The 26,996-nt window shown below is 59.0% G+C and carries 21 protein-coding genes, 1 tRNA gene and 1 riboswitch; of the genes, 19 read left to right on the top strand and 3 right to left on the bottom strand.

Annotated features, from left to right (window positions below; translation table 11 throughout):
- Positions 1–184 precede the first annotated feature (184 nt).
- From phoR to phoB, 7 genes are all read left to right on the top strand, one after another.
- On the top strand, positions 185–1,441 hold the full coding sequence (phoR, locus tag AC1ROR_RS11035; RefSeq protein WP_374701170.1) for a phosphate regulon sensor histidine kinase PhoR: 1,257 nt from the start codon (positions 185–187) through the stop codon (positions 1,439–1,441).
- 195 nt (positions 1,442–1,636) lie between these two features.
- The gene (locus AC1ROR_RS11030) at positions 1,637–2,671 is read left to right on the top strand and encodes a substrate-binding domain-containing protein (protein ID WP_035219103.1); all 1,035 of its coding nucleotides are present in this window, start codon (positions 1,637–1,639) and stop codon (positions 2,669–2,671) included.
- Positions 2,672–2,943: 272 nt separating this feature from the next.
- Positions 2,944–4,428 carry a phosphate ABC transporter permease subunit PstC gene (gene pstC, locus AC1ROR_RS11025; RefSeq protein ID WP_498589409.1) on the top strand — a complete coding sequence of 495 codons (1,485 nt, stop codon included), beginning with the start codon at positions 2,944–2,946 and terminating at the stop codon, positions 4,426–4,428.
- Positions 4,425–5,744: a phosphate ABC transporter permease PstA gene (gene pstA, locus AC1ROR_RS11020; protein ID WP_498589408.1), complete on the top strand. Its 1,320-nt coding sequence runs from the start codon at positions 4,425–4,427 to the stop codon at positions 5,742–5,744. Before pstC ends, pstA begins: the two co-directional genes overlap by 4 nt.
- 14 nt (positions 5,745–5,758) lie before the next feature.
- The gene (gene pstB / locus AC1ROR_RS11015) at positions 5,759–6,574 is read left to right on the top strand and encodes a phosphate ABC transporter ATP-binding protein PstB (RefSeq protein WP_035219098.1); all 816 of its coding nucleotides are present in this window, start codon (positions 5,759–5,761) and stop codon (positions 6,572–6,574) included.
- A 96-nt stretch (positions 6,575–6,670) separates the two neighbouring features.
- Complete coding sequence (gene phoU, locus AC1ROR_RS11010) at positions 6,671–7,396, top strand: phosphate signaling complex protein PhoU (protein ID WP_035219095.1); 726 nt, start codon at positions 6,671–6,673, stop codon at positions 7,394–7,396.
- 31 nt (positions 7,397–7,427) lie between these two features.
- Complete coding sequence (gene phoB, locus AC1ROR_RS11005) at positions 7,428–8,111, top strand: phosphate regulon transcriptional regulator PhoB (RefSeq protein ID WP_003493692.1); 684 nt, start codon at positions 7,428–7,430, stop codon at positions 8,109–8,111.
- Between the two features lie 385 nt (positions 8,112–8,496).
- Here the strand turns inward: phoB and AC1ROR_RS11000 are convergent, their stop codons facing one another.
- Entirely contained in the window at positions 8,497–9,030 is a 534-nt protein-coding gene (locus AC1ROR_RS11000; RefSeq protein WP_035241558.1) for a GcrA family cell cycle regulator, read from the bottom strand.
- 430 nt (positions 9,031–9,460) lie between these two features.
- Here AC1ROR_RS11000 and AC1ROR_RS10995 point away from each other — a divergent pair, with 430 nt between their 5' ends.
- The 3 genes from AC1ROR_RS10995 (at position 9,461) to AC1ROR_RS10985 (ending at position 12,868) form a co-directional block, all read left to right on the top strand.
- Entirely contained in the window at positions 9,461–10,660 is a 1,200-nt protein-coding gene (locus AC1ROR_RS10995; protein ID WP_082183670.1) for an aspartate aminotransferase family protein, read from the top strand.
- A gap of 54 nt (positions 10,661–10,714) precedes the next feature.
- The gene (gene argF / locus AC1ROR_RS10990; protein ID WP_498589407.1) at positions 10,715–11,632 is read left to right on the top strand and encodes an ornithine carbamoyltransferase; all 918 of its coding nucleotides are present in this window, start codon (positions 10,715–10,717) and stop codon (positions 11,630–11,632) included.
- Between the two features lie 246 nt (positions 11,633–11,878).
- On the top strand, positions 11,879–12,868 hold the full coding sequence (locus AC1ROR_RS10985; RefSeq protein WP_498589406.1) for an Hsp33 family molecular chaperone: 990 nt from the start codon (positions 11,879–11,881) through the stop codon (positions 12,866–12,868).
- A gap of 60 nt (positions 12,869–12,928) precedes the next feature.
- Here AC1ROR_RS10985 and apaG read toward each other — a convergent pair whose 3' ends face one another.
- Entirely contained in the window at positions 12,929–13,321 is a 393-nt protein-coding gene (gene apaG / locus AC1ROR_RS10980) for a Co2+/Mg2+ efflux facilitator ApaG/CorD (RefSeq protein ID WP_035219089.1), read from the bottom strand.
- Between the two features lie 245 nt (positions 13,322–13,566).
- A complete protein-coding gene (locus tag AC1ROR_RS10975; RefSeq protein WP_080833342.1) occupies positions 13,567–14,751 on the bottom strand; it encodes an O-succinylhomoserine sulfhydrylase in 1,185 nt (394 codons plus the stop codon).
- Between the two features lie 43 nt (positions 14,752–14,794).
- Positions 14,795–14,873: riboswitch (SAM riboswitch) on the bottom strand.
- A 73-nt stretch (positions 14,874–14,946) separates the two neighbouring features.
- On the opposite strand from AC1ROR_RS10975, the gene AC1ROR_RS10970 reads away from it, so the two are divergent.
- From AC1ROR_RS10970 to AC1ROR_RS10930, 9 genes are all read left to right on the top strand, one after another.
- Positions 14,947–16,047 carry a 2'-deoxycytidine 5'-triphosphate deaminase gene (locus AC1ROR_RS10970; RefSeq protein WP_498589405.1) on the top strand — a complete coding sequence of 367 codons (1,101 nt, stop codon included), beginning with the start codon at positions 14,947–14,949 and terminating at the stop codon, positions 16,045–16,047.
- A gap of 53 nt (positions 16,048–16,100) precedes the next feature.
- Positions 16,101–16,174, top strand: a tRNA-Gly gene (locus tag AC1ROR_RS10965).
- A 163-nt stretch (positions 16,175–16,337) separates the two neighbouring features.
- Complete coding sequence (locus AC1ROR_RS10960) at positions 16,338–17,537, top strand: tyrosine-type recombinase/integrase (RefSeq protein WP_498589404.1); 1,200 nt, start codon at positions 16,338–16,340, stop codon at positions 17,535–17,537.
- A gap of 532 nt (positions 17,538–18,069) precedes the next feature.
- Positions 18,070–18,552 carry a restriction endonuclease subunit S domain-containing protein gene (locus AC1ROR_RS10955; protein WP_498589403.1) on the top strand — a complete coding sequence of 161 codons (483 nt, stop codon included), beginning with the start codon at positions 18,070–18,072 and terminating at the stop codon, positions 18,550–18,552.
- 2 nt (positions 18,553–18,554) lie between these two features.
- Complete coding sequence (locus AC1ROR_RS10950) at positions 18,555–20,072, top strand: type I restriction-modification system subunit M (protein ID WP_498589402.1); 1,518 nt, start codon at positions 18,555–18,557, stop codon at positions 20,070–20,072.
- Positions 20,072–21,352 carry a restriction endonuclease subunit S gene (locus tag AC1ROR_RS10945; protein ID WP_498589401.1) on the top strand — a complete coding sequence of 427 codons (1,281 nt, stop codon included), beginning with the start codon at positions 20,072–20,074 and terminating at the stop codon, positions 21,350–21,352. The genes AC1ROR_RS10950 and AC1ROR_RS10945 overlap by 1 nt, the downstream gene beginning before the upstream one ends.
- Complete coding sequence (locus tag AC1ROR_RS10940; RefSeq protein WP_498589400.1) at positions 21,349–23,001, top strand: DUF6119 family protein; 1,653 nt, start codon at positions 21,349–21,351, stop codon at positions 22,999–23,001. The genes AC1ROR_RS10945 and AC1ROR_RS10940 overlap by 4 nt, the downstream gene beginning before the upstream one ends.
- A complete protein-coding gene (locus AC1ROR_RS10935; RefSeq protein WP_498589399.1) occupies positions 22,998–26,270 on the top strand; it encodes a type I restriction endonuclease subunit R in 3,273 nt (1,090 codons plus the stop codon). The genes AC1ROR_RS10940 and AC1ROR_RS10935 overlap by 4 nt, the downstream gene beginning before the upstream one ends.
- Positions 26,267–26,995 (top strand): M48 family metallopeptidase, encoded by a 729-nt coding sequence (locus AC1ROR_RS10930; protein WP_498589398.1) that lies wholly within the window; start codon positions 26,267–26,269, stop codon positions 26,993–26,995. Before AC1ROR_RS10935 ends, AC1ROR_RS10930 begins: the two co-directional genes overlap by 4 nt.
- The last annotated feature ends 1 nt before the right edge of the window (position 26,996 follow it).

The following is a 26,996-nucleotide window of genomic DNA, read 5'->3' as shown; positions in this document are numbered from 1 at the left end:
ATTGCCGGAATTCAAGTGAAAGAGGATTGCCTGGTCGGGGTGCGGCGGTACGGGCGATTGCAGCGCCGATTTTGCGCATATACGTTGTGGAAAATGCGCGGCGATGAATCTCTGTCATGAAGCTGGCCTATGAGGTTTCGATGCGCTGTCAGGTGGAAGTGGAAAGTGGGCTGAAATGGCAGTCATGGAAGGCGATAGTGGATTAAGGCTTTTGGGAAAAAAGCTTCGCCGAAACTGGTTGCCTGTTCTGGTTGTCAGCATGCTCGCCATCGTGGCGGTCTCGGAGCTTCACACGCCCTATATGCCGGCAATCCTGTGGCTCTGCGCCATCATCGCCATTCTCGCCGTTCGGGAAAGGCCGGCGGCGGTGAAGGACGAAAACGTGGGCGCGGAAACGGATCAGCCGGAAGTGCCCGGCGAAAACGTCATTTCCGGTGTCCGGGCGGGGCTTGCCGTCCTCGATACGCCCGTCTTCATCCTCGACAGGAATGCCAGCGTGCTGTTTCAGAACGGCGCGGCGGAGCGTGCCTTCGGCCAGCTTCCGGCCGGTGCGCATATTTCCGCCCGGCTGCGTTCGCCTGGCCTGCTGGATGTCATTCGCGAAACCATCGCCACCGGCCAGCCCAACCAGGTCGAGCATTCCGAGCGTTTTCCTTCCGAGCGGGTCTTTATCGTTCGCATCGCCCGCGCAGATGCGGGCGAGGGGGCGGGTCCGCCATTCTATATCCTGTCGTTCCGCGATGTTTCGGAGCTTCGCCGCATCGACCGTATGCGCAGCGACTTCGTTGCCAATGCCAGCCATGAATTGCGCACCCCGCTCGCTTCCTTGCGCGGTTTCATCGAAACCATGCAGGGCCCGGCGCGCAACGATCCGAAAGCGCAGGAACGTTTCCTCGCCATCATGCTGGATCAGGCAACCCGCATGAGCAGGCTGGTGGACGACCTCATGTCCCTTTCAAGGCTGGAATTGCGCGCCAATATCGCTCCGGACCAGAGGGTTGATCTCGTCCCTGTCATCGGCCATGTGCGCGATGCGCTGCTGCCGCTCGCCGATGAGCTTGATGTCGATATCACCCTGCATCTGCCGGACCGGCCGGCGGAAGTGCAGGGTGACCGCGACGAGCTGGTGCAGGTATTCCAGAACCTCGTTGAAAATGCTTGCAAATATGGGCAGGAAGGCAAGGTCGTGGATGTCTGGCTGCGCGCCGAACCCGGCAAGCCGGTGGAGGTAAGCGTCATCGACAAGGGGCCGGGCATTCCCGCCGAACATGTACCGCGCCTCACGGAGCGTTTTTATCGTGTCAGCGTCGCCGACAGCCGCTCGAAAAAGGGCACGGGTCTCGGGCTTGCCATCGTCAAGCATATCCTCACCCGTCACCGCGCCCGCCTCATCATTAAATCGGAATTGGGCAGCGGCACGGACTTCACCGTGAGATTCTGACATAAAATATGCATCTGCTTTTAATGTCGTGAGTATTTATAAATTAAATCAATAATTTAGATTGTCACAAATCTTTCGTCAAAGTGACATAAAAGGATGGGGCTACGGTGGTTAAGAAAAGGTCGCCGAGCGCATGCTAAGAGCGATTGCCGCAATCGGCTGCGTCCACAAACAAGCCCACGACGGGAGAGACAAATGAACATCGTAAAATTTTCCGCAGCAGCTCTGGTGGCTTCTGTCGCCTTCGCTGGCGCCGCCGCTGCTCGCGACCAGATTCAGGTTGCCGGTTCTTCCACTGTTCTGCCCTATGCCAAGATCGTTGCCGAGACCTTTGCTGAAACCTTCCCGAACTTTAAGGCTCCGGTTGTTGAATCCGGCGGCACGGGCGGCGGTCTGAAGGCGTTCTGCTCCGGCGTCGGCGAAGGCACCATCGACATTGCCAACGCTTCGCGCAAGATCAAGAGCGATGAACTGGCTGCCTGTAAGGCTGCTGGCGTTGCCGACGTTCAGGAAGTGAAGATCGGTTACGACGGTATCGTCTTCGCAATGGACTCTTCCAACAAGGACATCAAGCTTGAGCCGAAGGATCTTTACCTCGCGCTCGCCGCTGAAGTCGTCAAGGACGGCAAGCTCGTTGCCAACCCTTACAAGAAGTGGTCGGAAGTCAACAAGGAACTGCCTGACGTTGCGATCGCCGCTTACATCCCGGGTTCCAAGCACGGCACGCGCGAAGTCTTCGAAGAGAAGATCATGGCTGACGGCTGCAAGGAAGCCGGCGCCACCGACGCCATCAAGACGCTCGTCACCGATGCCAAGCAGGCTGCCGCCAAGTGCGTTGCAGTCCGTAAGGACGGCGCCGCAGTCGACATCGACGGCGACTACACCGAGACGCTTGCCCGTATCGATGCCAACAAGACCGGCCTTGGCGTTTTCGGCCTCGCTTTCTATGAAAACAACGCCGACCGCCTGAAGGTCGCGACTGTTTCGGGCGTCGTTCCGTCCACCGAAACGGTTGCCAGCGGCAAGTACCCGGTTTCCCGCCCGCTGTTCTTCTACGTGAAGAAGGCTCACCTGGGCGTTATCCCGGGCCTCAAGGAATATGTCGAGTTCTTCGTTTCCGATGAAATGATCGGCCCGGATTCTCCGCTTGCCAACTACGGCCTCGTTGCCGCTCCGGACAAGGAGCGCGAAGAAATCCGCGCCAAGTTCGCAGCCGGCGCGTCCATGTAATAAAGAAGAGGGGCGCGGCATGCTGCGCCCCTCGTTCCGCTCCGGCGCTCTTCCGCTTTGGTGATTGTCTCCGGTTGACAGTTCCGATCCATCGTCGTCCACATAATTGTTGATCGATTACAGATGGATAGGATGTATCAACCTTGACGCTTGCCAGACTTTGATCCAGTCAGGCGGCAAGCATCTCCGGGTGGTTCAGCCGTCTCGTTTTGATGACTTTTTGATTTGCCCGATATCGCACCGTGCTCTTGAGGCACGCCGAGGGAACTCTAATGAACACATCGATCCTTTTGTTGATACTGGCGCTGATCGGCATCGGCAGCTATCTGCTCGGCAGCCGCCGTGCCGTTGCCCTGTCTGGCGGGCGTCCCGCCAACATGCATTCCCGTGCCGGTTATCACGGTTCCTACGCGGTCGTCTGGGCGGTCTTGCCCGCGGCGTTCATTCTTGCTGTCTGGCTCATTGTCAGCCCGCTCGTCGTCACCTCGGCGGTACGCGGAAATTTCCCTGAGGATGTGCGGGCGCAATCCGAGGCGCAGCAGAGCTTGACCTATGGCATGGTGACCTCCATCGCCCGTGGCCTTCAGCGGCTGACGGCGGAGGAAACCGCGCAGGTCGATGCCGATACGGCGGCGGTAAGGCCGCTTCTGGCCTCGAAGGGTGTGGCGATCGCCGGTGATCCCGAGCGGTTCATGGTCGATGCCGCCCATACGCTCAACGACATGACCTCCACCAGCCGTTTCGCGATGGTCGCCATCGTGCTGTTGGCCGCACTCGGCGGTGCCGCTTATGCGCTGCGTTCGATTGCACCGCGCTTCCGGGCACGCAACAAGGTCGAGAGGGTCATTCTCGCGGCCCTGCTCGTCGCTTCTTCCATCGCCATCCTCACGACCATCGGCATCGTTATGTCGATGCTGACGGAAGCGATCCAGTTCTTCACCATGGTTCCGGCCCACCAGTTCTTCTTCGGTACGGTGTGGGATCCACGTTTCGCGGCGGCTGGCGCAACCGACTCCTCCGGTCAGTTCGGCCTGATCCCGCTGCTCGCCGGCACACTCTATATCGGTCTCGTCGCCATGCTGGTGGCTGTCCCGGTCGGCCTGTTTTCGGCAATCTATATGTCGGAATATGCGTCGCCGCGCTTTCGCTCCGTGGCAAAGCCGCTGCTTGAGGTGCTCGCCGGTATTCCGACCATTGTCTACGGCTTCTTCGCGCTGACGACGGTTGGTCCTTTCCTCAGAGACATTTCCACGCAGATCAACGGTCTGGCGACGGGTAACTACGCCAATTTCATCCAGGCGCAGAGCGTCATCACCGCCGGCTTCGTCATGGGTATCATGTTGATCCCCTATGTCTCGTCGCTGTCGGACGATATCATCACCGCGGTGCCGCGTTCCCTGCGTGACGGTTCGCTCGGCCTTGGCGCGACGCGGTCCGAAACCATCAAGAAGGTCATCGTTCCCGCCGCTCTTCCCGGCATCGTCGGCGCCGTGCTGATGACGGCATCGCGTGCGATCGGCGAAACCATGATCGTGGTTCTTGCGGCTGGTGTTGCCGCGCGCCTGCAGCTCAACCCCTTCGAACCCATGACCACGGTGACGGTCAAGATCGTCAGCCAGCTGACCGGCGACCTTGAATTCACCTCGCCGCAAACGCTGGTTGCCTTCGCACTGGGCATCACGCTTTTCGCCATCACGCTTTGCCTGAATATCTACGCGCTTTACATCGTGCGCAAATACCGGGAGCAATATGAATGACCGACATCGTTTCTCCCGCGGCCGGTGCCGCCGTGAACAAGGCCACGCGCCGTGATATCGGCATCAAGCGCCGCTATGCCGCCGAACGCCGCTTCCGTGCTTATGGAATGGCAGCGATTTCCTTCGGCCTCATCTTTCTCTTCCTGCTGCTCTGGTCGGTCGTATCCAAGGGTTACACCGCGTTCCAGCAGACGATGATCACCGTTCCGGTCGAGTTCTCCGAACTGATCATCGACCCGAAGAATGAGCGTGCCGCCAATCCCGCAAAGCTGATGACGGCCAATTATCCCGTCCTCGCCCGCGATGCGGTTGCCAAGGTTCTCGGCGTCGCGCCAACGGACCGCGCCGGTCTGCGCGCCGTTAACGTCATGATCTCCGACAGCGTCCGCACCCAGTTGCGCGACATCGTCGTCGCTGATCCTGCCGTTATCGGCACCATACGCACCGTCACGCTTCTGGCATCGGGCGATGTGGATAGCGCCTTCAAGGGCCAGGTCGATCTGACGGTGGATGAGGCCAACCGCCGCATCTCGAACCAGCAGCTCGGCTGGATGAACCAGCTCGCCGAAGGTGGCCAGCTTGGCAAACATTTCAATACCGGCATCTTCGTTAACGGCAATTCGAGCCGTCCGGAAGCGGCGGGTGTCGGTGTGGCGCTGATCGGTTCCTTCTATATGATGATGATCGTGCTGGTTCTGTCGCTGCCGATCGGTGTCGCCGCCTCGATCTATCTCGAGGAATTCGCGCCGAAGAACCGCCTGACGGACCTTATCGAGGTGAACATCAACAATCTCGCGGCCGTTCCCTCCATTGTTTATGGTCTGCTCGGTCTTTCCGTCTTCATCAACTTCATGGGCTTTCCGCGCTCGGCCTCTCTGGTCGGCGGCCTGGTCCTGACGCTGATGACGCTGCCGACGATCATCATCGCCACGCGCGCCGCATTGAAGGCCGTACCGCCGTCGATCCGCGCCGCAGCACTCGGCCTCGGCGCCTCCAAGATGCAGACGATCTTCCATCACGTCCTGCCGCTTGCCATGCCCGGCATTCTGACCGGCACGATCATCGGCCTTGCTCACGCGCTGGGCGAAACGGCGCCGCTGCTCTTGATCGGCATGGTGGCATTCGTTGCGAATTATCCGACAACGCCGATGGATCCGTCCACGGCTCTGCCGGTGCAGATTTACATGTGGGCGAACGAAGCCGAACGCGCCTTTGTCGAAAGGACATCCGGCGCTATCATCATCCTGCTTTTGTTCCTCATCGTCATGAATGTTGGCGCAATCCTGTTGCGTCGCCGCTTCGAACGGCGCTGGTAGAGGGAGATTGAGCAATGAACATGTTGTCGGAAGCAGCAGTTGAAAAGGCGCTGGACAAGAAAATGAATGAAGTTTCATACAAGATGATCGGCAAGGACGTTTCGGTTTATTACGGCGAGAAGCGTGCGCTTTACGACGTGAACCTCAATGTCCGGGAAAACACGGTGACCGCCCTTATCGGCCCGTCCGGTTGCGGCAAATCCACTTTCCTGCGCACCTTGAACCGCATGAACGATACGATCGACGGTTGCCGGGTCACCGGTAAGATCACGCTCGATACCGACGATATCTACGATCAGGCGATCGACGTCGTGGAACTGCGCGCCCGCGTGGGCATGGTGTTCCAGAAGCCGAACCCGTTTCCGAAGTCGATTTACGAGAACATCTCCTACGGTCCGCGCATCCATGGTCTTGCTCGTAACAAGGCAGATATGGACCAGATCGTCGAACACAGCCTGCAGAAGGCCGGCCTGTGGAATGAGGTGAAGGATCGTCTTCACGAATCCGGCACGGGTCTTTCCGGCGGTCAGCAGCAGCGTCTGTGCATTGCCCGCGCGGTTGCCGTCAGCCCGGAAGTCATCCTGATGGATGAACCTTGCTCGGCGCTCGATCCGATCGCGACAGCGAAGGTTGAGGAGCTGATCCACGAGTTGCGCACCAATTACACGATCGTCATCGTCACCCACTCCATGCAGCAGGCGGCGCGTGTTTCCCAGCGCACGGCCATGTTCCATCTTGGTCATCTTGTTGAGGAAAACGAAACGGACAAGATGTTCACCAATCCGGATGACCAGCGCACGCAGGATTACATCATGGGCCGTTTCGGCTGATCCCGGCCGGCGCTTTATCGAAACCGAACAAGACTGGTGCCTCTGCCGTGCCCGCTTCCGGGTCCGCGCATGCAGGCCAAGCCGGAGGACTAGACCGTGACACAGACAACGACCCATTCGCATATCCTGTCGGCCTATGACGACGAATTGAAGTTTCTGACGCGCCGTATCGCCGAAATGGGCGGTCTTGCCGAGCAGATGTGCGGCGATGCCGTGCGCGCGCTTGTCAATTCCGATGCCGCACTCGCGCAGAAGGTCATTTCCGACGATACAATTCTCGACCACGCCGAACGCGAAATCGGCGACAAAGCCATCGTCACCATCGCCAGGCGTCAGCCGATGGCGGCAGACCTTCGCGAGATCATCGGCACCCTGCGTATCGCCGCAGATCTCGAACGCGTCGGCGATCTCGGCAAGAACACGGCCAAGCGCGTCATCGCGGTTGCCGGAACCGGCGTGCCGCGCAAGCTCGCGCGCGGTATCGAGCATCTATCGGAACTGGCGCTGGTGCAGCTCAAGGAAGTCCTCGACGTCTATTCCACGCGTTCCGCCGAGAAGGCCAATGCCATTCGCGAGCGCGATGAGGAAATCGACGCCATGTACACGTCGCTCTTCCGTGAGCTTCTGACCTACATGATGGAAGATCCGCGCAACATCACCACCTGCACGCATCTCCTGTTCTGCGCCAAGAACATCGAGCGTATCGGCGACCATGCCACGAATATCGCTGAAACGATCTACTACATGACCACCGGCAGCCAGCCGGAGGGCGAACGTCCGAAGGACGACAGTTCCAACACTCTCGGTTCGGTGACCGAGTAACAGACAGGCAGAAGCTTGCGGAGTTCAGTATATGGTGCCCAAGATTGCAGTTGTGGAAGACGAGGAAGCGCTGAGCGTCCTGCTTCGTTACAATCTCGAGGCTGAGGGATACGACGTCGACACGATACCCCGTGGCGATGAGGCGGAAATCAGGCTGCAGGAGCGTATTCCGGATCTTCTCATCCTGGACTGGATGCTGCCCGGCGTATCCGGTATCGAACTCTGCCGTCGTTTGAGAATGCGGCCGGAAACCGAGCGCCTGCCCATCATCATGCTGACGGCGCGCGGTGAGGAAAGCGAGCGGGTTCGTGGTCTTGCCACCGGCGCCGATGACTATGTCGTCAAGCCGTTCTCGACCCCGGAACTCATGGCCCGCGTCAAGGCCATGCTGCGCCGGGCCCGTCCCGAGGTTCTCTCGTCGGTGCTGAAATGTGGTGATATCGAACTGGATCGCGAGACTCATCGCGTTCACCGCAAAAGCCGCGAAGTGCGCCTCGGCCCGACGGAATTCCGCCTGCTTGAGTTTTTGATGACATCGCCGGGCAGGGTCTTCTCCCGTTCACAATTGCTGGATGGCGTCTGGGGTCACGATATCTATGTCGATGAGCGCACCGTCGACGTGCATGTCGGACGCCTGCGCAAGGCCCTGAATTTCTCCCATATGCAGGATGTCATCCGCACCGTGCGTGGTGCCGGATATTCGATGGAAGCCTGAGCGGAACTGAAACCTGTAGTTTCATTCGGATTACGCAGAAATCAGAAGGCCCGAAACCGGAATGGTGTCGGGCCTTTCGATTTTGAACTTTCCGCAAACAGGGCGCCCTCGTCCTTTTTAGAAGGGCGGCAGATGGTCCGTTGAAGTCCGGATTAAGTGGTGAAACCTGACATGCATGAAAAAGGACGCGGCATGCCGCGGACGAATTCAGAGCATTTGCAGCAAGGGCGCGTTGCAGCTGTAAGTTCGCAGAGCGCGCAAGAGCAAGGATTGGCAACGCTTCTTGAACAAAACGTGCTCCAAGTCGGAACCACCTTGGGTTTTGCCATAAAAAAACGGGCCCGAAGGCCCGTAGTTTTTGAGTGCTGATAACGTGCCGCAACACTCAAGCCTTGCGGCGCTCGCTTACCGGCTGATAGGCGAGCTTCGCATGGAACTTGCAATAGGGCGAGGATTCCAGCGCTTCACAACCGCAGAAATGGAAGTCGTCCTTCAGCGGATCGCCAACCGGCCACTTGCAGGTGCGCTCGGTCAGTTCCGTCAGCGTCAGGCGACGGGAAATCGGCGTGACAACGTTTTTGGAAGGAACGTAATCGAGAACCTGTGCGGTCTCGATGTCAATCTCCTCATGCAGCGCCGTTGCCGCGTTCGAACGGGTGAGAACCCGCGCCGGGGCTGCGTTGACGCGGCCTGCGAAAGTCGTCGTGCGCGGGGCAGGTGCAGCGGTGCGCTTGGGCGCGGAACGCGCCGAAGTGACCGGACCGCCAGCCTTGACGCGTCCCGGCAGGTTGAGACGATGGACCTTGCCGATTACGGCATTGCGGCTGACACCGCCCAGCTGCGCTGCAATCTGGCTGGCGCTAAGCCCCTCGGACCACAATTTCTTGAGTTTTTCGACTCGCTCGTCTGTCCAGTTCATGCCGCTTCTCCGCTTGTCGCGTGTATTTTCGGCAGAATCCTTCTCCGTCTCGCGGGCGTGCCGCAAGCGTGGTTTCCGCCGGATTTTTGGTGACTAGTTCCGCCGCAATGCAGTCTAGTAATTAGCGATTAACCTAGTGCCACGCAGACTCCGTGGCAAGAGTCGGGGGAATCATCTGGAATCGATTTTCCGGTTTTCCCCAACTTGCTGGCGAGTTGAGTCTGAAAGGCAACACCTTGGGGCTCGCCGGCCGCCACCTACTAGGGCTTGAGAAGCCCGGGAAACGCGGACTTTTGTTGACATCGGCAAACGAAGTGACAATAGTGCCCCTGCCGCCGCGAGGCGGCATTTTTGATTTTCAGGCGAGGGATAACCCTTGAAGCCTATTGACAACCGTTGACAGCGCATCTGCGCAAGGAGTGATACAGCCATGGCCGAAGCCGCCGCGCCATTGTTTGATACGTTTTCCAGAGCCCCCCTGCGCTTTGAGCGCGGTGAGGGCGTCTGGCTGTTCACGGAAAGCGGCGAACGATATCTCGATTTTGCGGCCGGTGTCGCCGTCAACTCGCTGGGCCATGCCCATCCGCACCTTGTGGATGCGATCAAGACGCAGGCCGAGAAGGTCTGGCACGTCTCGAACCTCTATGAAGTGCCGGGACAGGAAAAACTCGCCAGGCGCCTGACGGAAGCGACTTTCGCAGACAAGGTGTTCTTCACCAATTCCGGCGCGGAAGCACTGGAATGTGCAATCAAGACCGCGCGCCGTTATCACTATTCGAAGGGGCATCCGGAAAAGTTCCGTATCGTGACCTTCGAAGGCGCGTTCCATGGCCGCACGCTTGCGACGATCGCCGCCGGCGGCCAGCAGAAATATCTCGAAGGTTTCGGTCCCAAGGTCGAAGGTTTCGATCAGGTGCCGTTCGGCGATGTCGATGCCCTGAAGGCAGCCATCACGGCCGAGACGGCCGCACTTCTGATCGAGCCCATCCAGGGCGAGGGCGGTATCCGCGCGCCCAGCAAGGAATTCCTGCAACTCCTGCGTAGCCTGTGCGACGAGCACGGCCTGCTCCTGATTTTCGATGAGGTCCAGACGGGCGTCGGCCGCACGGGCAAGCTCTTTGCCTATGAGCAGACCGGTGTTGCGCCCGATATCATGGCAGTCGCCAAGGGTATTGGCGGCGGTTTCCCGCTTGGCGCATGCCTTGCAACGGCGGATGCCGCTTCCGGCATGACGGCGGGCGTACACGGCACCACCTATGGCGGCAATCCGCTGGCCATGGCGGTCGGCAATGCCGTGCTGGATGTCGTTCTAGCCGACGGTTTTCTCGAAAAGGTCCGTGATGTCGCGTTGGTTTTCCGCCAGGGCCTCGCTTCGCTCAAGGATCGTTATCCTGACGTGATCGAGGAAATTCGTGGCGAAGGCCTGCTTCTGGGCATCAAGGCGAAGGTTCCTTCGGGCGATCTGCTGCAGGCCATGCGCGCCGAACATCTGCTTGGCGTGCCTGCGGGCGACAATGTCATCCGCCTTCTGCCGCCGCTCGTCACCACGGCGGAAGAGGCCCGCGAGGGTCTTGCGCGTGTCGATGCGGCCGCCGCCTCCCTGACAGCGAAACAGGCGAAAATCGCCTGAGTAAATCAAGGGCGGGCCTCTGTTCAGGGGCTCGCAAGCATGGGACAGATCAGCATGGTTTCACCAAAACATTTTCTGGACCTCTCGGCCGTCGGGTCGGAGGACTTGCGGACAATTCTTGATGATGCGCGCACGCGCAAGATTGCCACCAAAACCGGCACGGCGGCAAAGCCGCTCGCCGGCAAGATGCTGGCGATGATCTTCGAAAAGCCGTCCACCCGCACCCGCGTCTCCTTCGATGTCGGCATGCGCCAGCTCGGCGGCGAGACCCTTTTCCTGTCGGGCACGGAAATGCAGCTCGGCCGCGCCGAAACAATTGGCGATACGGCCAAGGTTTTGTCGCGTTATGTCGACGCCATCATGATCCGCACGACAGATCATTCGCGCCTGCTCGAGCTTGCCGAACACGCCACCGTGCCGGTCATCAACGGTCTGACGGACGACACCCATCCCTGCCAGATCATGGCGGATATATTGACGTTCGAGGAACATCGCGGCCCGGTCAAGGGCAAGACCATAGCCTGGACGGGCGACGGCAACAATGTGCTGCATTCCTTCGTGGAAGGCTCCGCCCGTTTTGGCTATCGCATGGCGATGGCGGTGCCGATGGGGTCCGAACCGCATGACAAGTTCCTGAACTGGGCGCGCAACAATGGCGGCGAGATCGCGCTGTACCACGATGCCGACAAGGCAGTGGCGGGAGCGGATTGCGTCGTTACCGATACCTGGGTGTCGATGAACCAGGAGCACAAGGCGCGCGGCCACAATATTTTCCAGCCCTATCAGGTCAATGAAGCCCTGATGGCGAAAGCCGATAAAGATGCGGTGTTCATGCATTGCCTGCCGGCACATCGCGGTGAGGAAGTGACGGATGGCGTGATCGATGGCCCGCAATCGGTGGTCTTCGATGAGGCGGAAAACCGGTTGCACGCGCAGAAGTCCATCATCGCGTGGTGCATGGGCGTCATCTGACGGCTTTTACCCTTCCAGCCCGGCGGGTCAGGAAGGGTTCTTGAACTTGGCCGCGCACGTTACCATCTGTGGGACTTCGAACAGGCTCGTCGGTTTTTCGCTGGCGGGCCACAATCACGATTTGCACGATTTTCCCCGGAGGCGGTTTCGCTTCCCGGATCTCTGTGCGACAAGCGGAAAAAGCACATTTAAAAAGCCGGACTTTTGGACGGTAGCGGCGCAACGGCTGCGCCAGGGAGTTATGATATGGCAGATGTAACGGTTGAACTGGACGATCTCGATTTTGCTGGCGACGACAAGGTCGTACCCTTTCAGGTCGAAGGTCTGGATGTGCGCGGCCGCGCCGTGCAGGTCGGCCCGCTGTTGAATGCCATTCTCGAAAGGCATGATTATCCTGCCGTGGTCGCCCGCCTTCTCGCGGAAGCGACGGTGCTGACGGCGCTGATCGGCACCTCCCTGAAATTCTCCGGCAAGCTGACCGTTCAGACCAAGGGCGATGGCCCGGTCGATCTTCTCGTGGCGGATTTCACCGCGCCAGAAAGCATGCGCGCCTATGCCCGCTTCGATGAGGAGCGGCTGGCAGAGGCGATTGCGGCGGGAGCGACATCTCCCGAACAATTGCTCGGCACCGGTATTCTGGCCTTCACCATCGATCAGGGCGCGGGAATGCAGCCCTATCAGGGTATCGTGCCACTGGACGGCTCGTCGCTGGAGGAAATTGCCGGGGTTTATTTCCGTCAGTCCGAACAGCTTCCAACCCGCGTGCGCCTCGGTGTCGCCGAGTTCTTCGACCGTGACGGCGAAGGCAAGCCGCGCCACGGCTGGCGTGCAGGCGGCGTGATTGCCCAATTCCTGCCCCAGGCGCCCGAGCGCCTCCGTCTGCGCGATCTCCATGGAGGTGACGGTGACGAGGGTGGTTCCGAAGTGGCGGAAGACGATGCCTGGACCGAGGCGGTAACGCTGCTGAACACGGTGGATACCGATGAGCTGACCGACCCGCAGGTGCCGGTGGAGCGCCTGCTTTACAGGCTTTTCCATGAGAATGGCGTGCGCATCTATGATCCGCAGGTCATTTTCGACCGCTGCAGCTGCTCGCGGGAAAAGATCAAGGGCGTTCTCTCCGGCTTCACAGCCGAGGAGATCGAGGCGAGTGAGGAAGACGGCGCGATTGCCGTGACCTGCGAGTTCTGCTCCACGACCTATCGCTACGATGTCAGCGAGTTTGAAAACGCCTGAAGCGGTTTGACTGGCGAGGCTGCGCTTTTGAATGCGCAGCTTCGCGCGGATGCGCCTGCTTCAGTTCAGAACCCGCAACAGGCCAGGTGAATCAAGCGAAAACGCGGGTATGGTGACATTGAACACCTCGCCCTTGTCCGTTTCCATTTCATAATGGCCGAACATCAGGCCGGACGGCGTATCCAGCGGGCAGCCGGATGAGTATTCGTAGCTGTCGCCGGGGTTCAGCTGTGGCTGCTCGCCGACGACGCCGGGGCCGTAAACCTCGTCCACCTGTCCATTCTGGTCGGTGATGTGCCAGTAGCGGTTGACGAGCGTTACCGGAATATCAGAATTGTTCGAGATCACGACTTTATAGCCCCAGACGTAACGGTCGTCATCCGGGTCGGATTGTTCCTCGAGATAATACGGATCAACCGTAACCTCGATATCCCTTGTCAGAGCACGATACATACGCGCCACACCTCGATCTTATGCCTGCTGCCAATATCCTACACTATAGGCTCTGGCTATCGTCAAGAAAATGAATGACTTGACGGGCAGGGGGCATCTCCTGTTGCGCTGTTTTCCACCGTTAGGGATAACGATAAAGGTAAATATTGGTTGCGTCCCACCGGCTTTTGCCAGGATGGCGGAACCGGTTACGCACCATGGCCCGACGGTGAAGGCGGGCCATGGCGATGGTGTGGGTTTGATTTTCAGGCGGAAACAGCCGCCAGTCCCTTTGCCAGATCTTCCAGCAGATCGTCCGTATCCTCGATGCCGCAGGAAAGCCGCAGGGTGCCGCCGGAAATGCCGAGTTCCGCACGTGCCTCATCGGTCAGGTTCTTGTGCGTTGTCGTGCCCGGGTGGGTGATGAGGCTCTTGGCATCGCCCAGATTGTTGGAAATCTTCACGATTTCCAGCGCGTTCTGCAGCGCGAATGCCGCTTCCTTGCCGCCCTTCAGCTCGAAAGCCACCAGCGTCGAACCGCCGGACATCTGCCGGGCGATGATGTCGGCCTGCGGGTGATCGGCGCGGCCGGGATAGATGACCTTGGCGACCTTGCCGCTATCGGCGAGAAAATCAGCGATTTTGCCGGCATTGGCCGTCTGCTGCTTGACGCGCAGCGGCAGGGTTTCGATGCCCTTCAGAAGCGTCCAGGCGTTGAACGGCGACATGGCCGGGCCGGTGTGACGGAAATAGTCCTGCAACTCTTCCTCGATCCACTTCTTGTCGGAAAGGATCACGCCGCCAAGGCAACGGCCCTGGCCGTCAATATGCTTCGTCGCGGAATAGACGACGATATGGGCGCCGAGTTCCAGCGGCTTCTGGAAGAGCGGCGTTGCGAAGACGTTGTCGACTACGACCTTTGCGCCAATCTGGTTGGCAAGCTTCGCCACACCGGCGATGTCCACCACTTCGAGCGTCGGGTTGGTTGGGCTTTCGAGGAAAAACAGCTTGGTGTTCGGCTGGATCGCCTTTTCCCAGTTACCAAGATCGCGTCCGTCGATCAGCGTGCATTCGATGCCGTATTTGGGCGCGAGCGTCTCGACCACCCAGCGGCAGGAGCCGAAGAGGGCACGGGCGGCGACAATATGGTCACCGGCGCGCAGCTGGCACATGATGGCGGCAGTGACGGCGGCCATGCCGGAGGCGAGCGCCCGGGCGTCTTCCGCACCTTCCAGCAGGCACATGCGCTTTTCGAACATGTCATTGGTCGGGCTTGCATAGCGGGCGTAGATGAATCCATCCGTTTCACCCTTGAAGCGGGCTTCGGCGGCTTCGGAGTTTTCGTAAACGAAGCCCTGGGTCAGATAGATCGCTTCCGACGTTTCACCATAGGGTGAGCGTAGCGTACCGCCGTGAACGAGCTGGGTTGCCGGGCGCCATTTATTGCTCATGTGATCACCTTCAAAACAAAAAAACCGGCCGCAAAAGCAGACCGGTTCCTAGCACCCGGTCTTTTTAGCCACTTGTTTAACGTGGCTGCAAGCCGACCGGCCAAATCACCACGGGATAAGCTTGCCATACTGCCGTTACCGGCTTGCGTCAATGCTTTCCTTTTGGTTTTGTCGCCGTAAAAAGGAATGATGACCATGATCAGAACGACGGGCATTTTGGCGGACGGCGCAATCAGGGCGCTGTTTGCGGGCGGCAAGCTGAAAAGCGAGGCCGATCTCGATGCTGACCAGGTGCAGCCCGCCAGCCTTGATCTCAGGCTGGGCTCGAAGGCCTATCGCGTTCGCGCCAGTTTCATGCCCGGCCCCGGAACCCGCGTCATCGACAAGCTCAACCGCTTCAGCCTGCACGAGGTTGATCTCACCCAGGGTGCCGTGCTGGAAACCGGCTGTGTCTACATCGTTCCCCTGATGGAGAGCCTGGAGCTGCCGGCGGAGATGTCGGCCTCGGCCAATCCCAAAAGCTCGACGGGGCGTCTTGATATCTTCACCCGCGTCATGACCGACAATGCGCAGGAATTCGACAAGATACCGGCGGGATATTCAGGCCCGCTCTATCTGGAAATCAGCCCACGCACCTTCCCCGTCGTGGTGCGTCGCGGATCGCGCCTGTCGCAGATCCGCTTCCGCGTTGGTCACTCGCTGCTCAACGAAAGCGAACTGCTGAAACTGCACGAGACGGAAATGCTGGTCGCCAGCGATACCCCGAACGTGACCGGCGGCGGCATTGCGCTTTCCATCGACCTGAAGGGTTTCGGCGAGAACGGGCTGATCGGATATCGCGGCAAGCATCACACGGCGGTGGTGGATGTCGACAAGAAGGCCCAGCACGACGTTCTCGATTTCTGGGAACCGCTTCATGCGCGCGGCCGCGCGGAACTGATCCTTGATCCGGATGAATTCTATATTCTCGTTTCACGCGAAGCTGTACACGTGCCGCCGCTTTACGCGGCCGAAATGACACCGTTCGATCCTCTGGTGGGCGAGTTCCGTGTCCACTATGCCGGCTTCTTCGACCCCGGCTTCGGCCATGCCCAGGCCGGCGGCACAGGCAGCCGCGCCGTGCTCGAAGTGCGCAGCCACGAAGTACCCTTTATCCTTGAACACGGCCAGATCGTCGGCCGGCTGGTTTACGAGCACATGCTGCAAAAGCCGGAAGGCCTCTATGGCACTGGCCTAGGCTCCAACTATCAGGCGCAGGGCCTGAAACTTTCCAAGCATTTCCGCGCGGAACAATGACCCCTTCGGGTGCTTGACACCCGGATCGAACTATCCGATGTCTTATGCGCGGCGCGGGTGTAGCTCAATGGTAGAGCAGCAGCTTCCCAAGCTGAATACGAGGGTTCGATTCCCTTCACCCGCTCCAGCGACCTTTCCAACAAGATTAATGACGTCCAAAAAGCGCTGATTTTTCAGCGTTTTTGCCTCGCGCGCGCGTAAGGTCGTGCAACGGTATGCAGTGACATCCAGCAATTTTGTCGGTAAAAATCACGGTATTCGTCATCGTGGTAGGAAGCCGATACCGTAAAATGGCACTTACAGACATTCAGGTTAAGAACGCTAAAGCCGACAACAAGCCGCGCAAGCTGTCTGATGAGAAAGGGCTTTACCTCTACATATCGATTGCCGGTGGCAAGTCCTGGCGTCTCGATTACGATTTTTTTGGAAAGCGAAAAACGCTGACGATTGGGTCGTATCCGACGGTGGGGCTGGCGGACGCCCGTCGATTGCGCGACGAGGCGAAGAAGAAGCTCTCTGAGGGCCTAGACCCGTCGTTGGCCAAGAAGCGTGATCAGCTTGCCGCCAAGGCCGCTGCCGGAAACACCTTCGGCGTCATTGCGGATGAGTTCATAGAAAAGCTGAAGCGTGATAAGCGCGCAGAGCCCACCATCACGAAGAACAAATGGATGTTAAAGGACCTCGCCGAGAAGCTGGGACCTTATCCGGTCACCCAGATAACGGCGCGTGACATTCTTGTTGTGCTGACCAGCATTGAAAAAAGCGGCCGTGTGGAGAGCGCGCTGGCTACTCGCGCTGCCATCGGTCGCGTGTTTCGATATGCCATCGCGACAGCGAGGGCCGAGAATGACCCGACGTCGGCGTTACGCGGGGCTCTCCAGCGCCATGTGCCTGTCAACCATGCCGCCTTCACAACGAAGGCGGAGATGGGCGGCCTAATGCGTGCCATTTATGGCTACGAGGGCTGGCCCTCGTTGGTGGCTGCCTTGAAAATCCAAGCCTTGTGTTTTGCCCGTCCCGGTGAGACTCGCTCGATGGAGTGGAGTGAACTTGATTTTGATAGGTTAGTTTGGACTATACCCGCACAGAAAACCAAAACGCGCAGAGAGCATCATGTGCCGCTTGCGACACAAGCGGTCGGAGTTCTCACCGAGATGAAGGAGCTGTTTGGCGATAAGCCGTATGTCTTTCCTTCAATGATGTCTGGCAAGAAAATTCTGTCCGAGAACTCGATGAATTCAGCTCTGCGGCGTATGGGGGTGACTGAGGCCCAGCATACCGCCCACGGCTTTCGTTCTTCCGCAAGCAGCATATTGAACGGATCTGGCGAGTTCAAGCCTGATGCTATCGAGGTCCAGCTTGCGCATTTGGATGGCTCAAAAGTGCGCAGAATCTATAATAGGGCAACATATTGGGATGAGCGTGTTCGTATGATGCAATGGTGGGCTGATATGCTAGACAAAGAACGAACGCGAACACGGTCGCAATAGCCGAACGCCAGCGTATCGATCGCGGAAGAAATCAGTGTTTCGTCAAAGGAAGGGTACGAAAATCTTTTTGATGACGCGCTTGTCGCCAGACCGGAGTAGCTCAGGTCGCGGTACCGAAGTGCAGTAATAGTCGCCCGTGTTATGACGGATGCTGCCCAAGCTGCCTATTTTAGGCATCAGCGCTTGCCCTCTGACCGCTGATCGCTTGACTATCGCGGCGTGGTTTCTCGGAACACTGTTGATACTGCAAACTGTCCGCGCTGCTTTAAACGGCACTCGAACTTCAGCGCCTTCCGGAGAAAATTCCCATTCCGTCGAGTCCCTTCGCGGAGTAGTGCATTACATTTAAAAGCGCAATAACAACTTTCATGCATAAAAAACTTGACGGCTCAGAAATTTCCTCGCAAAAGAATGCATGATGTCAAATCGTGCAAGAAAAGCATTTTTGTCGGAAGTCGCTGAGATCTCAGCGGGTCATCCCTTGCGGTCAGGAGTGGATGGGTTCTCTTTGGGTGACGTCGGAGTCATCCAGGTGCGTAATGTCGACCCTGATGCCGGTGTCGACTGGGGGAGTGTCTCCCGCATCGAACTTCCGCCGGCGAGGCGGACCGAATTCTTGACCTCCCAGGATGTAATCTTCTCTCCCAGGGGTGTTCGTACCTATGCTGTGCCATTGGATCCTCCACCGTTCCAGACGGTATGCTCTCCCCATTTTTTTGTCCTGCGGCCTCGCGGAGCTGAGCTGGATCCGCGCTTTCTGGCCTGGCAGATCAACCAAGCTCCGACGCAGGAATACCTACACCGTGAGGCGACCGGCTCGCATATTCTGAATATCCGCCGCGAGGTCATTGAGCGTTTGGAGATTGTGATTCCTTCGCGCGCCCGACAAGCCGCGATCGTCGCCTTCGCCGATGCCGCCGCGCACGAGAAACGCTTACTCACAGGTCTCATCGAGAACCGCCAGCAACAAATGAACGCGATGGCCGCCAGGTTGCGCGCGTATGACGAGGAATAGAAATGCCCAAGGCCATCAAACAAGAAGATATCAATCGCGCCGTCTGGGCTGCCTGCGACACCTTCCGCGGCACTGTCTCGGCAGACATCTACAAGGATTACGTTCTGACGTTGCTGTTTCTCAAGTACATCAGTGACGTCTGGCAGGACCATTACGACGGCTACCAGAAGCAGTATGGCGACACCCCCGATCTGATCGCGGAGCTGATGCGCAGCGAACGGTTCGTCCTGCCGGAAGGCGCCAGCTTTTATGCCCTCCATAACCGACGCCACGAGCCAGGCAACGGCGAGCGCATCGACAAGGCCTTGCACGCCATCGAAGACGCGAACATCGGTAAGCTGCGCGACGTTTTCCAGGACATCAGCTTCAACTCCAACAAGCTGGGCGAGGAGAAGCAGAAGAACGATCTCCTGAGACATCTCTTGGAGGATTTCGCTAAGCCCGAGCTTAACATGCGTCCCTCGCGCATCGGCAACCTCGACGTGATCGGCAACGCATATGAGTTCCTGATCAAGAACTTCGCGTCGGATGCCGGGCGCAAGGCGGGCGAATTCTACACGCCTCCGGAAGTGTCAGCCTTGATGGCCGAGATCATGGACATGATCGAGGGCGAGGAGGCTTGCGATCCCGCCTGCGGCTCCGGCTCACTGTTAATGAAATGCGGACAGCGTGTGCAGGCGAAGTACGGGACCAAGAAGTACGCCCTGTACGGCCAAGAATCGATCGGCAGCACCTGGGCGCTGGCCAAGATGAACATGTTTCTCCACGGCGAAGACAACCATCGTATCGAGTGGGGCGACACGATCCGCAATCCGAAGCTCCTCGACGGCGAGGATGCCTTGAAGCATTTCGATGTGGCGGTCGCCAACCCGCCCTTTAGTCTGGACAAATGGGGCCATGATACCGCCCAGCACGACCGCTTCGGCCGCTTCCGCCGGGGCCTCCCGCCGCGCACCAAGGGCGACTACGCTTTTATCCTGCACATGGTGGAGACCATGAAGCCGCGCACCGGACGCATGGCGGTGGTCGTGCCCCACGGTGTCCTGTTTCGGGGCGGCAGCGAAGGTATAATCCGACGCAAGCTGATCGAGGAGAACTTGCTCGAAACGGTGATCGGCCTGCCGGAGAAGCTGTTCTACGGTACCGGCATCCCAGCGGCGATCCTCGTCCTGCGCAAGGCCAAGCGCGACCGGAACGTGTTATTCATCGACGCCTCGCGCGAGTTCAGGGCGGGCAAGAACCAAAACCAGCTGACGGTTGAGGGCGAGGCGAGCAACGTCAGTAAGATCGTCCAAACTTATCATGCACGGCGATCGGTTCCGAAGTACGCCCACTTGGCGACGTCGGAGGAGATTGCTGGCAACGACTTCAATCTCAATATTCCGCGATATGTCGACACCTTCGAGGAGGAGGCGGAGATCGACCTTGTCGCCGTCCATACTGAGCGACAGCGTCTCAAAGCGGAACTAGAGGTTTTGGAGTCAAAGATGGACGGCTACCTCAAGGAGCTCGGCTACTGATGACCGAAATTTCGAAGGCTTCGGCCTACCCAAAGTCGGTGCAACCTGGCCTGCCTCGCTTGGGTGTTACGCCGCCGGGCTGGTCGCGCGGGCCGCTCTACGAGCATCTGTTTGAAGAGGCGCGGCCGGTGATCATGGCCGACGACGAACTCTACGATCTGGTTACCGTGAGACGTTCGCGCGGCGGCGTCGTGTTACGCGAGCGGCTGCAAGGCAAGGAGATCGCGGTCAAGAGCCAGTTCCGAATTAGGGCCGGAGACTTCCTAATTTCGAAGCGACAGATTGTTCACGGCGCCTGCGGGATCGTACCTTACGAACGCGATGGAGCCATCGTTTCGAATGAGTATGCCGTGCTTCGGGCTCGTCCGTCGCTGGACCTCCGTTTCCTGAACTACCTCGCTCATTCAATCTACTTTCAGCAGACTTGCTTCCATTCAAGCATCGGCGTTCACGTCGAAAAAATGCTTTTTAAGCTCGGCGAATGGCTAAAATGGGATTTTGATCTTCCGCCCGTGCATGATCAACGCCGGATCGCCGAAATTCTCTCCAGTTGGGACCGGGCCATCGAGACGGTCGAGTCTCTGATCGCCAACGCTCGCGAGCAGAAGACGGCGCTGGTGCAGGCGCTGCTGACCGGCGCGCGCCGCCTGCCGGGTTTCGATCGGCCGTGGCGCCAAGTTACGCTCAGCGAACTCGGGACCTTCAAGAAGGGTAAAGGCATCAGTCGCGCGGAAGTCAGGCCGTCAGGTCTGCCGTGTGTGCGATACGGAGAGATCTACACTCTGCACCATGACCTCATTCGGGAATTCGGGTCGTTCATCGATGCCGCCTCGGCGAGGCTGAGCGAGCCGATCGAGCGGGGAGATATTCTGTTCGCCTGCTCTGGGGAGACTGCCGCGGAAATCGGAAAATGCGTGACCTTTGACGGTCCCGAACGGGCGTATGCCGGAGGCGATATCATTGTCTTCACCCCGCGAGGGGAGAGTTCGGTCTTTCTCGCCTTCTTACTCAACTCGCCCAAGTTGACGATCCAAAAAGCGCAGATGGGCCAAGGGAATGCCGTCGTCCACATTAGTGCAGCGAACCTCGCTAAGCTGAGGTTCGGGCTTCCAAGGCGGGACGAGCAGGACGCGATTTCCGAGCATCTGCTGACGGCAGACGCACTTGTCCGGAGCCAAATGGCGAAACTCGATGCGTTGAAGGAAGAGAGGGCCGCGCTGATGCAACAATTGCTGACCGGTAAGCGCCGGGTTCCAGGGGCGGAAAGCGAGGCAGCGTGAGCAAGGCAGGCAACAAGAGTCGGTCGTTCTCGATCTTCCTCCTGAAGTCGGACGTGGAGGGGCCAGCGGACGGGCTGAAGGCAGGACACGCTTTGGTCGACACCATCAAGGGCGTGGGTCTACCTGAAGGAGCGCTGCTGTATGTGCTCGACACAGACCCCAAGCCGATCTGGTGGGCTGGCTATTTCAGCCTGGCCATCAAGCTGGAGCAGACGTCTAGGGGCGCGCTAGTTTTCCTCCCCGTTAAGGGGCGCTGGTTCGCGCTTTCCTTCGGCCACGTGAGCCACTACCTTGACGACGAAAAGTACGAGCACGACTTCGGCTTGCGGGTCACCCTGAATGCCGTTGATCCCGACTTGATCCGCGGTACCGACATCATGCAGCCCAGCGGTGCCAAGCGCCAACGAATCCAGCTTCCGGCGCCAGGCGACCTGACGCTGTTCGATTTCGATCAGGACAGCACGATCCTGAAAAGCCTGACCGGAAAGGTGAAAGATCCAGCCCTGAAGGCCCTGTGCCGCAACATCACGGGCGCTGCGAATGTGAGGATCAGCACGGACAAGGCGTCCGGTGATCTCTCGTCGGTGTGCGCCACACTGTTAGACCTATACGGCAAAAGCACTTACACCAAGAGCTTCCCAGCTCTGCTGAACGTGTCGCCGGTGCGCGATCCCGCGATCAGCAAGGTGCTCAATAGCAAGCTGCTCGACGCCCTCCACGCCAAGGATGACGGTGTCGTACTAACCGTCCCGGAAATCCAGGACTTCAATTCCAATTTCGGAGTGAGCTACGCCGGGGCGGGTAGCGGCAAAGTGTCAGACGATGCTGATATAGACGACTACTTCCAGTACCTCGACGACCATCACCAGAATCCTGCGGCACTGACCCTGGAGGACCTAAAAAAGCACCGCCTTCTGGTCACCACCGAAGACGGGTCACTCACCCATGCGGACTATAAGATACTGAGGTGTCTCCTATTCGATACTGATTACAAGGGCGTTGCCTATCACCTCCGCGAAGGCCAATGGTACGAGGTGAAGCAGTCGTTCATCGCCGACTTGAAGGCCTATCTCGATCCCAAGATCGCGGCCACGACTTTGCCCGACTACAACCACACGAGCGAAGGTGCCTACAACAAGGCGGCGGCCACCGCCGCGCGTTTGTGCCTCGACACCACGAGCATCGCTCCGGCTGGACAGAAGGCCGTCGAGCCGTGTGACCTGTTCGAAGTGGTCAACGGCGCCGCGGTTCTTCATCACGTCAAGCTGAAGACCCTGTCGGGATCGTTAAGCCACCTGTTCAACCAGGGGGTCAACGCAGTCTGGCTGATCCGTGACGAACCTAAAGCGAAGGCGAAGTTGAAGACGCTGCTCACAAGCAAGGCGCCCGCCGGTTCAGGCGCCGCGTTTTGCAAGCCATTGGACGACGACAAGATGAAGGTGGTTTTTGGCGTTGTCACGACTAAGGCGCCTGGCGACAAGTCAAAGAACCTGCCGCTCTTCTCGCGCATCAGCTTGCGGCGCGCATTCAAGGATCTCCAAGTCATGGGGATCGAAGCCGAACTATGCTTCATACCGGATAAATCTCCACCCAAGTTGGCTAAGGCCAAGACGCGCATGCCGCGAACCAAAAAGGCCGCCACGCCGTGACGCAAACCCCCGATACCGCGGAGATCTACTCCTCTCATATCCCAGCGCTGGTGACGCTCGTAAGCCTGGGTTGGAGCTACATGCCGGCGGCCGAGTGTATGGCGGCGCGCGGCGGCGCCCAGGGCGTTCTGCTGCTGCCGGTGCTCGTTGAGGAGCTCCGGCGGCGGACCTTTGAATACAAGGCTAAGAGCTATTCGCTTTCGACCAACGCCATCGACCAGATCGTACGTGAGCTGTCCTCGCCGGCGCTGAACGAGGGCCTTCTTACCGCCAATGAGCGAATTTACAACGCCTTGACCCTCGGCGTGACTGTTACAGAGTTTGTGGACGGAAAGCGTCACAGTGTCACCATACCGATCATCGACTGGAGTCGGCCCCTAGCCAACCGCTTCACGGTGACCGAGGAGATGGAGCTACTGGCGACCAGCGGGACGCATTGCCGCCGGCCAGATTTAGTTGGCTACGTAAATGGCATCCCCTTGGTCGTGATCGAGGCTAAGCGGCCAGACAGTGGCAATCCCAACAAGGCCATGGTGGATGAAGGCATCAGCCAGATGATCCGTAACCAGGGCCAGGACGAGATCCCGCAGCTGTTCGCCTATGCCCAGCTGTTGGTTTCCATCGGCATGACCGACGGTCTTTACGGTACAACAAGGACGCCCAAGAAGTTTTGGGCGCGCTGGCGCGAGGAGGTGCTGGACGAGGCACACTTTAAGGCGATCAAAAACCGGGAACTCGAGACCGATTCACGCGCGGCTCTGCTTCGTGATCGCCTGTCCGATGTGAAAAGACACTTCACCAGCCTGTGGAGCGGGCACCAGGAGGTCACCGGCCAAGACAGGCTGCTGATCAGCCTGTGCTCGCCCGAGAGGCTGCTAGAATTCACTCGCACCTTCATGCTTTTCGACCGCAAAGCCGGGAAGATCGCGGCGCGTCACCAGCAGTTTTTCGGCATCAAAGCGCTACTGGAGCGCGTGCGCACGCTACGTCCAGACGGCGGGCGTGAGGGCGGGGTGATCTGGCACACCACCGGCTCCGGCAAGAGCTTCACGATGGTGTTGCTCTGCAAGGCGCTGCTGCTGGACGAGGCGCTGAGGAATTGCCGCGTGGTAGTGGTGACCGACCGTCGCGACCTGGAAAAGCAGCTAGCTGGTAATTTTCTCGCCGGCGGCGCCTTCGGGTCGGACCTTTCCGACAAGGAAGGTGCAAAGGCCAAGGTTTCATCCGGCCGAGACCTGGCGCGCCGCATCGGCAAGGGCGCCGAGCGGATCATCTTCACAATCATCAACAAATTCGCCAGTGCCTCGAAGCTGCCCGAGTGCCACAACGACAGCGCTGACATGATCGTCCTGGTGGACGAGGGCCACCGTAGCCAGGGCGGTGAGAACCATGAGCGGATGCGCCAGGCGCTGCCTAGGGCCAGCTACGTCGCCTTCACCGGCACCCCCCTGCTGAAGGATGACAAGACCGTTAGCAAGTTCGGGCGGATCATCCATGCCTACACCATGCGCGACGCGGTCAGCGACGGAACAGTGACGCCGCTGCTCTATGAAGAGCGGCGACCGGTGCTCGACATCAATGACGCGGCAATCGACAACTGGTTCGAGAAGATTACGCTGGGCCTCTCGAAAAAGCAGCAGAGCGATCTAAAGGCGAAGTACGGCAAGAAAGGGCCCATCTATGGCTCGGGCAACCGGATTGATCTGCTCGCCTGGGACATTGCCGTCCACTTCAAATCCAACTTCAAGGACTTGGACCTTGGCCTAAAAGGCCAAATTGCAACCGATAGCAAACTCTCGGCGATCCGCTATAAAAATGCGCTGGACGCCACGGGCCTGGTCAGCAGCTCAATCGTCATGTCCCCGCCCGATACCCGCGAGGGGCACGAGGAGGTGGACGAGCACGAGCTGCCCGAGGTTTTGCAATGGTGGGGGGACACCGTTAAAGGCACTCCAGACGACTATGAGAGGTCCGTCATTGAGGATTTCTCTACCGAGGGTAGGCCTGATCTGCTGATTGTGGTCGACAAGCTGCTGACCGGGTTTGATGAGCCGCGCAATGCAGTGCTTTACATCGATAAGCCACTGAAACAGCACAACCTGATTCAGGCCATCGCCAGGGTGAACCGACTGCACGAGCAGAAGAAGTTTGGCCTATTGATCGACTACCGCGGCATCCTTGCGGAGTTGGACTCCGCGCTTTCCGAGTACCAAAACCTAGCCGACAAGACGCAAGGTGGCTTCGATATCGACGACATTGACCGCCTTTACTCTAATGTGAGTACAGAGTATAAGAGATTGCCGACCCTGCACGAGACGCTGTGGGCGGTCTTTTCAAGCGTCCGCAATCGCAGCGACATCGAACAGTACCGCCAAGTGCTGGTGCCGCGATATGTGGATGACGAGTCGGGCGTGTCGACCGATGTCCACCAGAAGGTACGCGAGGACTTCTACGAGGCTTTGACTGCCTTCGGGATGACATTGCGCACGGCGCTGGCCACCCGTTCATTTTTCGATGACGGTGCCTTTTCCGAGGCTCAGATCGCAGCCTATAAGCGAGACCTGAAGTTCTTCTCGAATCTGCGCCATATGGCGAAGCAGGATGCCCACGAGACCGTCGATTTCAACGCTTACGAGAACCAGATCCGCAAGATTGTTGACCGCTACGTAATCGGCGAAGACGTTGTGTCCGATGGTACCCTGCTCGTCGTGAACGACCTGTCTAAGCAAGCGCCGGATGAATGGAGCGAGGAGAAAGCCAGGAACGAAACCGACATCATCCGCACGCGCCTGACTCGCACGATCGAGCAGGATCTGGTAGAAGATCCTTATGCCCAGAGACACTTCTCCGAGCTGCTGAAAGCCGCTATCGCCGAAGCCTCCGCAATGTTTGATTATCCGCTCAAGCAGTATAAAATTTTCAAGGACATGGAGGAACAGGTCGTCGAGCGGAAAGTCGACGGCACGCCGGCCGCGCTCAACTCCAAGCGCCATGCTACCGCATACTTTGGTATCATCCGCTTGGCGGTCGGTGACCGGCGCGCGCTGGGTCTCGACATGGACGCCTTCGCTGCCGCAGCACTTGACATCGATGGCATGGTGCAGACGGCCGTGGCAGAGAACTCACTCAACCCTGCCAATGTCGAGGCAGCGATCCGCAAAACGGTTCTTCCCCGGTTGTTCTCGCTCACAGGACTGGACCTCGCTCGTTCGATCACCGACCAAGTGATCGAGGTGACACGAGTCGGCCTGTCGCGTGACGCTGCATGATGCGCCTGACGCTACGCTACGGCGCCCGCACCGCCGAGTACGACGTCCATGAGTCCGTGCGCCTCACTACGAAGTTGCGCATCCACGTTGAACCGGGCGGGGCTTTGACGGTGGAGGCCCCAGTTGGCACGCCCGAGACGAAGATCCGCGCCGGCGTCCAGAAGCGCGCTCGTTGGATCATGGACCACATCGAGCGCTTTGAAGACCACCGGCGTCACGCCCTGGCGCGCGACTACATCAGCGGAGAAACGCATTTCTACCTCGGTCGCCGCTACAAGCTGAAGATCATCGCCGACCCCAGTGCCAAGCGCTCCCTACGTCTCATCGCCGGCCGCCTGGAAGTGACCGCGCCCAAAGGGGACGTCACCGACGTTCGGCTTGCCCTCCAACGCTGGTACCGGCAACGTGCCCTTGACTACTTCACCGCGCGGATCACCCGCATGGCCATCGACCTGCCATGGGTAGACGCCGCGCCTCCGATCAAGTTGCTGACAATGAAGCGCTACTGGGGCAGCTGCTCACCGAAAGGTGCCGTTACCCTAAATCCAGCTCTGATCAAGGCGCCGGCCCACTGCGTTGAGTATGTTCTTCTCCACGAGCTTTGCCACCTCGCCGAACATAACCACAGTCCGCGCTTTTACGCGCTTCTCGACCGCCACATGCCGAGTTGGCGTGCGGCGAAGGAAGAGTTGGACGGGCTGTCTGAGATGATCTTGGTAACCTGAA

Source organism: Agrobacterium sp. GW821-FHT14E08 (genome assembly GCF_058803865.1).
The sequence above is the reverse complement of the archived record's forward strand: the minus strand, read 5'-3'. Positions and strand labels throughout refer to the sequence as shown.

Excerpts from the sequence above, each read along its gene's own strand:
- phoR (WP_374701170.1), top strand. The coding sequence starts at position 185 with ATGGAAGGCGATAGTGGATTAAGGCTTTTGGGAAAAAAGCTTCGCCGA.
- AC1ROR_RS11030 (WP_035219103.1), top strand. The coding sequence starts at position 1,637 with ATGAACATCGTAAAATTTTCCGCAGCAGCTCTGGTGGCTTCTGTCGCC.
- pstC (WP_498589409.1), top strand. The coding sequence starts at position 2,944 with ATGAACACATCGATCCTTTTGTTGATACTGGCGCTGATCGGCATCGGC.
- pstA (WP_498589408.1), top strand. The coding sequence starts at position 4,425 with ATGACCGACATCGTTTCTCCCGCGGCCGGTGCCGCCGTGAACAAGGCC.
- pstB (WP_035219098.1), top strand. The coding sequence starts at position 5,759 with ATGAACATGTTGTCGGAAGCAGCAGTTGAAAAGGCGCTGGACAAGAAA.
- phoB (WP_003493692.1), top strand. The coding sequence starts at position 7,428 with ATGGTGCCCAAGATTGCAGTTGTGGAAGACGAGGAAGCGCTGAGCGTC.
- AC1ROR_RS11000 (WP_035241558.1), bottom strand. The coding sequence starts at position 9,030 with ATGAACTGGACAGACGAGCGAGTCGAAAAACTCAAGAAATTGTGGTCC.
- AC1ROR_RS10995 (WP_082183670.1), top strand. The coding sequence starts at position 9,461 with ATGGCCGAAGCCGCCGCGCCATTGTTTGATACGTTTTCCAGAGCCCCC.
- argF (WP_498589407.1), top strand. The coding sequence starts at position 10,715 with ATGGTTTCACCAAAACATTTTCTGGACCTCTCGGCCGTCGGGTCGGAG.
- AC1ROR_RS10985 (WP_498589406.1), top strand. The coding sequence starts at position 11,879 with ATGGCAGATGTAACGGTTGAACTGGACGATCTCGATTTTGCTGGCGAC.
- apaG (WP_035219089.1), bottom strand. The coding sequence starts at position 13,321 with ATGTATCGTGCTCTGACAAGGGATATCGAGGTTACGGTTGATCCGTAT.
- AC1ROR_RS10975 (WP_080833342.1), bottom strand. The coding sequence starts at position 14,751 with ATGAGCAATAAATGGCGCCCGGCAACCCAGCTCGTTCACGGCGGTACG.
- AC1ROR_RS10970 (WP_498589405.1), top strand. The coding sequence starts at position 14,947 with ATGATCAGAACGACGGGCATTTTGGCGGACGGCGCAATCAGGGCGCTG.
- AC1ROR_RS10960 (WP_498589404.1), top strand. The coding sequence starts at position 16,338 with ATGGCACTTACAGACATTCAGGTTAAGAACGCTAAAGCCGACAACAAG.
- AC1ROR_RS10950 (WP_498589402.1), top strand. The coding sequence starts at position 18,555 with ATGCCCAAGGCCATCAAACAAGAAGATATCAATCGCGCCGTCTGGGCT.
- AC1ROR_RS10945 (WP_498589401.1), top strand. The coding sequence starts at position 20,072 with ATGACCGAAATTTCGAAGGCTTCGGCCTACCCAAAGTCGGTGCAACCT.
- AC1ROR_RS10930 (WP_498589398.1), top strand. The coding sequence starts at position 26,267 with ATGATGCGCCTGACGCTACGCTACGGCGCCCGCACCGCCGAGTACGAC.